This window comes from Gammaproteobacteria bacterium (assembly GCA_028817225.1).
In the GTDB taxonomy this organism is placed as follows: Bacteria; Pseudomonadota; Gammaproteobacteria; order Poriferisulfidales; family Oxydemutatoraceae; genus Oxydemutator.
In genome coordinates, this window is sequence record JAPPQC010000049.1 from 1 (window position 1) to 10,219 (window position 10,219).

Annotated in this window: 8 protein-coding genes; 1 reads left to right on the forward strand and 7 read right to left on the reverse strand. The window is 55.9% G+C overall.

The window, feature by feature from the left end; all coding sequences use genetic code 11:
- The 7 genes from OXU50_06965 to OXU50_06995 all read right to left on the reverse strand — a co-directional run.
- A partial coding sequence (locus OXU50_06965) for a hypothetical protein (protein ID MDD9869614.1) occupies positions 1-2,938 on the reverse strand: 2,938 nt, incomplete at its 3' end.
- Between the two features lie 22 nt (positions 2,939-2,960).
- Positions 2,961-3,557 (reverse strand): hypothetical protein, encoded by a 597-nt coding sequence (locus tag OXU50_06970; protein MDD9869615.1) that lies wholly within the window; start codon positions 3,555-3,557, stop codon positions 2,961-2,963.
- Positions 3,558-3,673: 116 nt separating this feature from the next.
- Positions 3,674-4,915, reverse strand: coding sequence for an ATP-binding protein (locus tag OXU50_06975; protein MDD9869616.1), 1,242 nt, complete (start codon positions 4,913-4,915; stop codon positions 3,674-3,676).
- Positions 4,916-5,100: 185 nt separating this feature from the next.
- Positions 5,101-5,799 (reverse strand): hypothetical protein, encoded by a 699-nt coding sequence (locus OXU50_06980; protein MDD9869617.1) that lies wholly within the window; start codon positions 5,797-5,799, stop codon positions 5,101-5,103.
- The gene (gene pabB, locus OXU50_06985; protein MDD9869618.1) at positions 5,796-7,205 is read right to left on the reverse strand and encodes an aminodeoxychorismate synthase component I; all 1,410 of its coding nucleotides are present in this window, start codon (positions 7,203-7,205) and stop codon (positions 5,796-5,798) included. Before pabB ends, OXU50_06980 begins: the two co-directional genes overlap by 4 nt.
- On the reverse strand, positions 7,186-8,253 hold the full coding sequence (locus OXU50_06990; GenBank protein ID MDD9869619.1) for a hypothetical protein: 1,068 nt from the start codon (positions 8,251-8,253) through the stop codon (positions 7,186-7,188). Before OXU50_06990 ends, pabB begins: the two co-directional genes overlap by 20 nt.
- Complete coding sequence (locus OXU50_06995; GenBank protein ID MDD9869620.1) at positions 8,250-9,383, reverse strand: ATP-grasp domain-containing protein; 1,134 nt, start codon at positions 9,381-9,383, stop codon at positions 8,250-8,252. The genes OXU50_06990 and OXU50_06995 overlap by 4 nt, the downstream gene beginning before the upstream one ends.
- Positions 9,384-9,434: 51 nt before the next feature.
- On the opposite strand from OXU50_06995, the gene OXU50_07000 reads away from it, so the two are divergent.
- Entirely contained in the window at positions 9,435-9,614 is a 180-nt protein-coding gene (locus OXU50_07000) for a hypothetical protein (protein MDD9869621.1), read from the forward strand.
- The last annotated feature ends 605 nt before the right edge of the window (positions 9,615-10,219 follow it).

Here is a 10,219-nt window from a genome sequence, read left to right on the forward strand (position 1 = left end):
CACTAACCCTTAAGGTGTCAATATTATTGAGTGCATATTCAAATTCAGACCTGACAAGATTAAAGATTTCTCCGCGACAACGATTGTAACGCAAGTAGGTTCTGAAAGCTGCTTGCCAACACGCCGGCTTAGAGTATGGAAAAATCTGTCTCGACTTTTTCTGTACCCATACCTCATCCAATCCATAGATATTGACAAGATTTCTACCTAATAATGCGTATTCAGGAGTAGTAAGGGTAGGCTCCCCTGCAAAACGCGCATCTAAAATTTCAAATATTTCTGGCAACGCTTCAGATTTTCCTTCATGCTTGCGCACCCAGTAACCATAACGAATAAGCCTTTCTAATGCACAGCCACGAGTAGTATTAATCGCCTCAGTCAAGGGGTCACCTCGGCCCACAAGAATCGGTCTGTTCTCATCCAGTCTCCAATCATATCCTTTACACAACTTAGTCAAAATATTGCAGATGTGACCACGCCAAGTGACATGGACATTAGACGCACTGTCCAAACATGCATCCACGAAATCAAGAATAGCCAAATGTGCGGAACGCCAGCATGGTCGTTCTGCTGAAACGTTAGAATATTCTTCTTTTGTGTGCGACGGACAGTCTGGATGGCTTAGAATCAAATCACATACATCAAACCATGTCGAAAGATGCTCCACAGAGCCATCCTTGACAAATTTGGAGGCTACATTCACCACACAAGTGAAATAAATAGGTCTCTTAATCTTCTGCCAACGATGTTTCCCCCAGTTCGCAAAACGTTTTGGTTGTTCAGTTATAACTTGCTGAAAGGCATATTTTAATCCGATAAAATCCACCAACGGCTCACCAACTTTGGATTGAGTATTCTCCCATTCATTCAGAAACATTATCAAATCTTCATCTGACATGTCAGTCAACTGTTTTATACTCTTGGGGCTCTGGTGGCTAACTGATTGAACCCTTTCGCCACTTTCTCTACGAGAAGACTCATCTTCATCAGCCAATTGATCTCCCATCTCCTGCAAGAGTTTAAGATAATATCCCTTATACTCCCCAAAGAGAACATTCTCAAAAGGCTTGAGTTGCGCCAAATGAAAATACCGCTGATGTTCAGTAAAAGCCTCCGCTGAGAAAGATTCGCCCCAGTAGGATTGCCGCCGGCGGAAATCACTCTCATCTGGACCCTGCAAGATTGAACTGAATATCTTTTCCCGTTCACCCTTAGTTAAAAGATTTTCTTTAAAGCGTTCACAAGCTGACTGTATCAGTTGTCGAAGCTCATCGTAATATTCATACTTGTCATAATGCTTGTATGCTTGTATGCACTCACAAATACCTGGCTTGGTTTGCTCTAACAAATGATTGGCATACAGATGACACCGAATACGATTGAATATGGCCCAGCGTTTTTCACACAGATTCTTATCAAGGTCAGAGATGGCATCAAATTGCCTTTTATAAACCTGTTCGCAGGCATAGGTTAGTGCATGAACTAACCCTTCTTGAGGGCTAATATAATCTTCTGAAGGTTCGCCAATCAACGGGCACCAGATTGTAGAGGGATCTTCCCATTGGTCTTCACTTTGTCCTTCTTCTGGATGCCATAATTGAAGCATGTACGCCACGGCTTCTATTAAAGCAATAGCGGTCTCTAATGGCGCAATATCTGCCAGTGGCCGAATTCCTTTATTAAGGATTTCCTCATACTCATAATCAGAAAATTTTGGGGATGGCCAAATGAAGCATGGTTCAATATCTTTTCTATCGGGCATGTGGAACGCAATTAACGGGCGAGCAACCCTCAAAGCAGCAGCTAGGCCCTCATCTCCTCCCTTCGCCCATTTAGGCAACAACTTTGGGACATTAAGATATTGCAGGAAAGCCATAGAGTCCAAATAATTATGAATCTTTTCCTCCAAGAGAAGTGAAAGATTCACATCCTTAATTTTTAAGGCGATCTCAACTATCTCTTCCAAAACTCTTGAATTATCTGTGCCTTCCATCTCTCTGATAATTGCGGAAACTTCCTCAGGCACATCACCCACAATCTTCGATAAATAATGCACTGGCTCCCACCCCGGAAGGGTCACATAACCCCCTCCGACCGACATGGCCCCCGGAGGTCTTTTGAAACAATTACGCAAAGGCTTTAACCATTTGGAATCTACAACTTCACGAAAAAAGAAGTCAAAATTTGCAGGTTCCCGGTTAATCAAATCTTGAATCTTTTGTACATCCTCTTCCGATGGGCTTTGGTCTTTTTCAAGTATTTCATTAATTTCATGGTGGCTTCTGGCAATAGTGGGCACCATCGTGAGCATGATTACATGCTCGAAAAGATTTAACAGTGATTGGAAATCCTCTGCGCTATTAGTGGTGACATGATGATTAATGTTGTGATGCGTGTAGTCTTGCAACTTCCCCCACAATTCAGAAAAGCCACGACATATTTTCTCTAAGGTCTCTTGGTCAGGTTTAGGAAACAGATTAGCGGCAAACCAGGATCTCATCGATTCCCTGCGAGTCGGCTGCAAATTTTTGTCCAAATATTTACGTATCTTCTCTAATGCTTTTGCAAGAGACGATGTTATCTTCCTTCCTTCTAATGGCTTTCCACCGTATATTTCATCTTGGTCAAGTTTTTCACTAATCGTTTTCCGCATTTCGTGAAAGGATGATTCAGGGGGTGGTGATTTAGCTGCCGCAGGAGTCATTTTGAAAAGTTTTTCAAGTATCTCCCGAAGAGAATTCGCAGCCTGAGAGAACCGGTCCGGATTCCGCTTGTCGGCTAATACGCAAATAGCGCCGAAATACCAATCGCCGAGTTTTCTACCCTCACTTTTATTTTCTTTCTCCACATCTCGCAATATTCTTAATACTGACTCTTGATCAGATGTCAAATGAATAGGAGGAGGGAAATTACTTCCTTCTTGATTAAATTCGTTCATGGGGTCTCTTTGCTCCAAAAATTTACAAGAACCATACTTTCATGCCGGCCTCAACGTAGGAAAGCCCCTCCATGTGCCCCCCCGTAATCTCTGTATCGCTAAGAACGGGGGCACCCGCCGCCATGAATAAGGATTTTCTAGAATCCCACAAAGAAGCGAATAATGCAAACTCACCTCCGTAATGTTCTATTAGACAGCCGTATATCAAATCGTTATCCAGCCTTATCAGGCGCTGTGTCTCATGTTCAATTGAGGCCCATACTTCATCCCCTACCAAATCCGGCATCTTGTGGAATGAGAATGAGTTGTCATCAAGCGCATCAGCATCCGATATTTTTTCTCCTGCGATATTCGCAAGCGCTACCGGATTAATTTTAAGTTTATCAAGCATATCCTCAAGGGAAACATGCCAGTCTTCATTAAAACAACATTCACGAAAACTCAAATACATCATAAGCAAACAAATTGCCCTGAACTTGACAATCCCCTCCCCTTCACCGGACATGCCATCCACCTGGTCAATATCATCAACTTTTTTGTAGTATTCATTATCCACATCACGAGGGTCAAGGAGATAACCCTTCCACAAGGCACCCCATGATTCCTCAAACCATCTCATCTCATGATGCCTTTCCCACGAGTCCAAAGGCTTGCACCCGTACTCTGCAAAAAAATCGCTTACATCAGACCAGTTCACAATATCTGGCACGTCTTCGTCAAAAAGCAAATACATAATTACAAAGGCTTATTGCTCCAGAATATACTAACCGGCACCGCCCACATCCCTTCCCCGAACGGCAGCACACTCTCCCCCGCATACAGGACAATCCCGACAAACTCCTTCTGCGCCAGGTTTTTCTGGAACCATTTCAGATGCTTGAAGTCATCCCCCTGCACGGTGGAACTCGCCTTTACCTCTATCCCCAGCAGCGCACCGTCCTCGCGCTCAACCAGCAGGTCAATCTCGCGCTTCTTCTGGTCGCGGTAGTGGAAGATTTCATGGCGCACATCTTCCTCGGTGTCAACCTGGGCGGCCAGTTCATTGAAGACGAAAGTTTCAAACAACTTGCCGGTCTGGTCGGAAGTCAGGTTGTCCGGTTTCCATCCGAGGATGGACGCCATCAGCCCTGAATCCGTCATGAAGATTTTGTGCTGCTTGCCGACCTGTGCGTAGTCCGTCCTTGTCCAGGGTGGCACAGGTTCGACGAGGTAAAGCAGCCGCAACGCCTCAATGTAACTCTCCGCGGTTTCACGCTGTATGCCCAAGCCGGAAAGAATTGCCGAGATATTCATATACCTCCCCGACCACGCGGCCATCACCGGGACGAGATTACGCAAGGCGCCGTGGCGCCTGAGGCGGGATATGTCCTTCAGGTCCTGCTGCAACAGCGATTCAATGAAATTGCCGCACCATTTCTGGCGCTGCGCGCGGCTCAACTTCACCGCTTCGGGAAAGCCGCCCCGAAACCCAAGTTCAAGCAATCGCTTGCGGTTGCCGGCGGCGGCAATTTCCCCCGCCTGGAAGGAACGGCTGAACGCGATCTTCAGAAACCCCGGCTTGACTTTCCTCATCTCGCCCTGGGTCAGCAGGCGCAGCCGGATTCTGTGCACCCGCCCGGCCAGTGATTCCATCGCGGTGGGCGCCGCCAGTATATTGGACGAGCCGGTCAGCAGAAATTGTCCGGGACGGTTGTCTTCATCCACCACTTGTTTGATGGCCAGAAGCAACTCCGGAATCCGCTGAAACTCGTCAATAATCAGCGTGGATCGGTTGTGCCGCACCAGCCCCCGCAGGTCATTGCGGGCGGCTTCCAGTGTCTGCGGGTCGTCCAGAGTGAGGTAGCCCGTGTTGCCGGACGCCAGTTTCCGCGCCAGCGTGGTTTTGCCGCACTGGCGGGTGCCCGACAACACCACAATTCTCGAGTATTTCAGGGCCTGCTTGACAAGGGACTGCTGCCAGCGCGGGTAAGTGCTCATGATGGCCTCAGTATGCCAGAATCGTCAGATTTTACCATTAGAGACCGTCAGATTTTATGGTTAGAGGGCGTCAGATTTTACTGACAGAGGCCGTCAGATTTTTAGGTTAGGGGGCGTCAGATTTTACCATTAGAGACCGTCAGATTTTATGGTTAGAGGGCGTCAGATTTGTGCATTATGTGGTGTCAGATTTGTGTATTACAGGCGGTCGTATCGTGCTGATATATCACCGTTTTCCCTTCTATATCAGCGATATAGAGCAAATCAAGCCATTCCGGAACCGAGACGCTGGCCACCCGCAAATTGCTGGCCGCCGCCAGTTCGCAGAAGCGCTCATCCACCAGGTCGCTGAAAGCGTCCACCTTTGCCACCGGCACCGGCTTTATCAGCACCAGCCAGTCGGCGCCGAGGCGCTCGGCGAGGCAGGCGGCGATGGAGTCCGAGGTCAGGCGCCAGTCAAGGCTGGGTGCGGGGCGGTTTTGCGGCAGCCATACCGAAGCGTCTTCCGATGGCAACCAGATACCGCAACCACCCGGCGGTATGCCCTGCACCCGCTCCGCCTCCTGTGAATCCGGCAATGCAACTGCGCCATCGCCATCATCCCCAACAACGCCCATTTGCACCCGCTCCGCCGCCGGCAACCCCGACAGCGCGGCCAGCATCAGACCGTACTGGCGCATCGCCAACAGCGCCATATCGTGCGCGGTTTTGTCCGCGAACAGCCAGCGTTGCTGCGCGCGGCGCACCTGGTCGGCGAACGGGCCGCCGCCGGGAACGACAACCGCGCTGTGCGGCGCCTTGACGAGGGCGGCGGCGTGCGCCAGCACACGCCTGAGTTCCGGGCGGTAATAAAGACTGCCGCCAACCTTGATGATGTATTTCACAATCCGCCGAACAACTGCATCATCGAGGAAACCTTGTCGAGCGTTTCCTGGTATTCAAATTCGGCTTCGGAGTCGGCGACGATGCCGCCGCCGCCGAAGAACACAATCCTGCCGGGCCGGTGCAGCGCGGTGCGGATGGCGATACTGAGGTCCACATCGCCGTGGCGGCTCAGGTAGCCGATGGCGCCGCAGTAAACGCCGCGACGGTCGGGTTCCAGTTCCTCGATAATCTCCATCGCGCGCAGTTTGGGCGCGCCGGTGATGGAGCCGCCGGGAAAGCACCCCCTCATCAGGTGCAGCGCGTCCATCCCCGGCGCGAGGTCGCCTTCAATGGTGCTGACCAGATGGTGCACATTGGCGAAACTTTCAATGTCGAACAAGCGGCTGACGCGAATCGAGCCGGGAACGCAGGTCTTGCCGATGTCGTTGCGCAGCAGGTCCACTATCATCAGGTTCTCGGCACGGTCCTTGACGCTGGCGCGCAGGTTCTCCATCTCGCGCGCATCCGCCGCCGGGTCGTCGCGGCGCGGGCGCGTGCCCTTGATGGGCCGCGTCTCGACATGGCCGCCGCCAAGCCGCAGAAAGCGCTCGGGCGAAATGCTGATGACCTGCAAATCGCCGAAGTCAAGATAAGCCGAAAAAGGCGCCGGGTTCAGGTCGTGCAGTTGCCGGTAAATTCGCCACGGGTCGCATTCAATCTCAACCGTGAACTTCTGCGCGAGGTTCACCTGGTAACAATCGCCGGCGCGGATGTATTCCTTGATGGCATGAAAACGCTCGATGTAGCCGCGCTTGTCCATGTTGGCCCGCGGCCCGCGCACAACGCGGCACGCCGCCGACGATGCGCGCGGCGCGCGCTGTTCGCACAGCATCCGCCACACGGCGGCAAAGTCGCCCTCGCCGAACTGCGCGCACGGACGCCCCACCAGCGCAATCTCGCGGCGTTTGTGGTCGGCGACGACGGCCCAGTCGTAAATGCCGAGCAGCAATTCCGGCGCCCGCTCGCGGTCGGCGGCGATGTTCGGCAGTTGCTCAATGCGCCGCCCCAGGTCGTAACTGAAATAGCCGATGGCGCCGGTCTGAAACGGGCAGTCGCCGGCGCCTTCCAGGCGCTCGCTCCACAGGTGCGCGCGCACAACATCAAAAGGGTCGCCGTCAAAATGCTCGCGATTGCCGTCGCGCTCCTCGACGGTGGTTACGCCGTCGCGGCTGCGAATCACGCGGGCCGGGTCGGCGGCAAGGATGTCGTAGCGCCCCAGGCGGCCATAGTGCCCGTAGGCCATGCCGCCGTGCAGAAACACCGCGCCGGGCAGACCGGCCAGGCGCTCGAACAGCACGGCGGTGTCGCGCATGTATGGCACGGGCCTGCGCCACAGCGCACCGGTTTCAGCGGGTGGTTTGTTCATCGTTGATGCTCGCAAGGCGGGCCACGCTGACCGCCGCAGCGCAGTCACAAGCGCACTGCGACAGTTCATCCGGCAGTGTAGCAAACAGTTCGTCAAAACCGGCAAAGCGGCGCGAGCAGGCGTTTGCGACGCGACGCGCCAGAAACGCACCGGCGCCGGCGCCGACAACGGGCGCGCGCGCGTCCAGCGCCTCCCTCGCAACCAGCACGCGCACGGCCTCGACGATCTTGCGCTGCTGCACCGCGGCGATGGCAAGCGCCGCCCCCCGCCAGCGCGCCGTGTTACCGTCGTCATCGCAGCCGAACATGCGCGCCAGGCGCCGCGCGCTGCCGGCGGGCGTTTTGTCGCCGTTGTCGCACGCCGGATGCTGGTCGGCGCGCTCCGGCAGCCATCCGAGCAAGCGATACACATCGGCGGTCGCGGCGAAGCGTTCGGCGGCAACCGGGTGCTGTAAGCCGTTGATGTCAAAGCAATCGGCAAGCGCCATCACCGGCGTGCGCACGACGCCGGTGTACAGCAGTTCGCCCGCCTGCATCCGCGCCGCGTCGGTGTGCGCGCGCGCGCAAACCCGCCCACCGCTGAACGGCGCGAGGTCGGTCGTCGTGCTGCCGATGTCCAGCAGCAGGCCGTCGCCGAAATGCGCGGCGGCAAGGCTTGCTGTCGCGTGCCAGTTGGCCGAGGCGATGCGCCCGGTGAAGGCGGCAAAGCGGTCGGCGACGACAATGCCCGCGTCGCCCGCATAGACCGCAAACGTCCGCCCAAGCAGTTCGCCCATCCGCCGGACAATCGCGTCAACGCCGTGCGCGCGGTCGGTGAAGCAGTCGGCGAGTTCGCCGGTCATCGTTACGATATGGCGCGCGGGCGCCGCACCCACTTCGGCGCTGACCAGACGGTACGCTTCATCCAGGCGTTCAACACCGCGCCACAGCGCACACGGCGCCTGCGCGACGCACGCCACCCGGCCATCGGGCGCCAGCCGCGCCGCCTTCAGATGCGCGCCGCCGACATCCCAGCCAATCCAGTCCGCGCCGCCGCCGGTGTGGTTCATGCGGCGCCGTCCAGCCGGACTTCAACGGGAACAAAGCGGCGCCGCGACACGGGTGTGCACGCCTCGCCGCGCACCGCGCGGATAACTTCGGCGCACGGGTTCAGGCCGGTCGAGGCGGCAAGGCCCGCGAAAGATGTTGTCACCCGCGGGTTGATTTCCAGCAGATGCAATGTGTTGTCGCCGTCCACAATCAGGTCAATACCGACATGACCGACGATGCCGGGAAAACTGCGCTGCACGCCGGCGGCCAGTTCCTCAAAACCCAGCGCCTCCCGCGCCAGCGCATTAACATGACACGCGCGCAACCGAAAGCGCCCTCCTTCTTTCGGTGCGTTTGCTGCGTGTGCCGCGTTTGCTGCGTCCGGCGTTTTTGCTGCGTTTGCTGCATCCGGCACGTTTGGCGCATCTGGTGCATCCAGCGTGACTTCCTGGCGGTTGGCGCCGATGATGTACGGCGCGCCGGTGGACGGGTAAATCACATTCAGACTGGCGGCAACGCCCGGCAGATACGGCTGGCACAGGTGATTGCCGCGCAAAGAACCGCGCGGCGGCGATTCACCGGCGCGCAGCAGATACACCGACTCGCAGCCGGCGCCGTCGTCGGGCTTGACGACCAGGTCGCGGTCTTGCGGAAAACGCAGATCGCCGAGGCGCGCGGTTTCAACGCAGCGCACGCCGTTTTGCCGCAGGCGCAGGAAGGCGCTGTATTTGCCGCCGGCCTTCTCGACAACCGGCGCCGGGGAATTCAGCAGCAAACACGAACCGCCGCGCGCAAGGCGGCAGAACTGTGCAAGCAGCCCGCCGGTTTCCGGCGCAACCGGCCAGAAGGCGTCGGCGTCTTCAAGCGCCGCGCCGACAACGGCGGCGCAGTCGTCGCCGGCGCGCACCCATGCCAGGCCGGTCGGATAGTCCGGCGGCGGCAGGCGCGCATCGCGCACGGTAACCAGGCGCACGCCGTCCATCGCCGACAGACCGCGCCCCAATGCATACAGCATCAACTCACCCTCGCGCGCCAACGCCGACAGGCCGAGCGGCGGTGCCGATGAGCCGGGCGCTGACAGGCCAAGCGCCGGCGCCGATGGACCATCTGCGCCGCCGCTGGTGGCGTATTCAAACAAAACTATCTTCATCTGCGTTATTCTTTGTCCGGGCCGGGCGACGGGCGAATCAGGCAAACCATCTTGAAACTCATTCCCGCAATAGACCTCAAGGACGGCTGCGTCGTGCACGCGCGCGGCGGCGACAGGCGCCGTTACCGGCGGCTTGAACTGCCGCTGTTTCCGAGCGCGCAGCCGCTGGATGTCATCGCGCGCCTGCTCGATGGCGGGCCGGGCGCCGCGCCATCACGTGGGGTCATGTGAAGTCACTCCCTGTGACGTGACTGCCACTTCCCGCGAGTTACAGCCTGTAGGAGCTCAAACGTACCCAAAACTTGGCTTATAGGCCTTCTGCAGCCATTTACAGGTGACTTCCGGTCAAATGACTACTCCCGGCTCACTACCGGTCACGTGGGGTCGCGTGAGGTTATTTCCTGCCACGTGACTGCCACCACCTGCGAGTTACAGCCCTGTACGAGTTCAAACGTACCCAAAACTTTGTTTGCATGCCTTTTACAGGCACTTCCAGGTGACTTCCGGTCAAATGACATCACTTCCGGGGCACTTCTGCTCGCGTGGGGTCGCATGAGTTCATTTCCTGTCACGTGACTGTCACGTCTTGCAAGTTACAGTCCTGTAGGAGTTCAAACGAACCCAAAACTTGACTTACAGGCCTTATACAGCCACTTCAGGTGACTTGCGATGAAATGACGTCACTTCCGGTTCACTTCCGTTCACGTGGGGTCGCTGAGGTCGTTTCCTGTCAAGTGACTGCCACCTCCTGCGAGTTACAGCCCTGTAGGGTGTGTGTGTGTGTGTGTGTGTGTGTTGTGTGTGTGTGTGTGTGTTGTGTGTGTGTGTGTGTGTGT